Source organism: Leucobacter holotrichiae (genome assembly GCF_055791005.1).
This window is the reverse complement of sequence record NZ_JBVUAC010000033.1, coordinates 1-1,297: the sequence shown is the minus strand read 5'-3', so window position 1 is coordinate 1,297 and position 1,297 is coordinate 1. Positions and strand designations below refer to the sequence as shown.

The following is a 1,297-nucleotide window of genomic DNA, read 5'->3' as shown; positions in this document are numbered from 1 at the left end:
GGGTCTGCTGCACGTATAGGTGACAGTTCCTAGTCACGCCGCCAGTGCGACGGTCGTGTTCATGATGGTCTCGAACTCGATGGGCGTCAAGCGCCCCAGACGGGCCTGGCGACGTCGGCGGTGGTAGGTTCGCTCGATCCAGGTGACGATCGCTATGCGCAGTTGCTCGCGGGTGGTCCAGGACCGGCGGTCGAGGACGTTCTTCTGCAGAAGCGCGAAGAAACTCTCCATAGCCGCGTTGTCCCCGCTCGAGCCCACTCTTCCCATGCTCCCAACCATGCGGTGACGGTTCAGCGCGCGCAGGAACTTCCTGCTTCGGAATTGAGATCCCCTGTCGCTATGGACGATGCAACCGGCGACATCGCCGCGCATCAAGGCGGCGTTCTCGAGCGCCTGCACGGCCAAGCGAGACTTCATCCTGGAATCGATCGAATACCCCACGATCCGACCGGAGAACACGTCTTTGATCGCGCAGCAGTAGAGCTTGCCTTCGACGGTTTTGTGCTCCGTGATGTCCACGAGCCACAGCTCGTTCGGTGCGTCGGCCGCGAACACATGCCGGGTCCTGCCGTCCCCGTCAATTACGGCGCACAGATCGTCGTGAACCGGCGGTCCAGGACGGCGTCCCTTGCCGCGCTTGGGCTTGCCGAACGCACTGAACCAGCCGTTCGCGGAGGCGATACGCCACGCGGTCCGGTCCGACATCGCCTCACCGGCGTCACGCGCTTCGTCGGCGAGGAGCCGGTGCCCGAACTCGGGGTCGTCACGGTGAGCGTCGAACAGCGCGTTCGCACGATACGCCTCCACCACCTCGCTATCGGTGATGGGGTTCGTTAACCATCGGTAGTAAGGCTGGCGGGAGAGCTTGAGTACCCGACACGTCACCGTCACAGGGATTCCTGCATCAGCGAGCTCCGTCACGAGCGGGTAGAGCCTTTTCCCGGCAGGTTCGCCTGCGACAGATACGCCGCCGCCCGACGCAGAACCTCGTTCTCCTGCTCCAGAAGACGGTTCCGCTTGCGCAGCTCACGGATCTCGGCCGCCTCAGTCCGCGATTGGCCAGGCTTGGCGCCGTCGTCGATGTCGGCGCGACGCATCCACTTCTGCAACGTCATCGGGTGAACGCCGAAGTCTTTCGCGATCTGCTCGATCGTCACTCCAGGCTCGCGGTTCCTCGCGACGCGCACAACATCGTCACGGAACTCACTCGGGTATGGCTTTGGCACAACAACATCCTTCCAGACCCACCCCTCGGGCAAGCCAGATCAGATGTCACCTATTCGTGCAGCAGACCCGA

At 63.2% G+C, this 1,297-nt stretch carries 1 protein-coding gene; it reads right to left on the bottom strand.

From position 1 onward, the window contains the following. Nucleotides 1-33 precede the first annotated feature (33 nt). Nucleotides 34-1,226, bottom strand: a protein-coding gene (locus AC0KXF_RS15140; protein ID WP_473109960.1) for an IS3 family transposase whose coding sequence is annotated in 2 segments (ribosomal slippage) — nucleotides 34-939 and nucleotides 942-1,226 — 1,191 coding nt in all. Because the reading frame shifts where the segments join, the coding sequence is not laid out codon by codon here. Nucleotides 1,227-1,297: the final 71 nt, after the last annotated feature.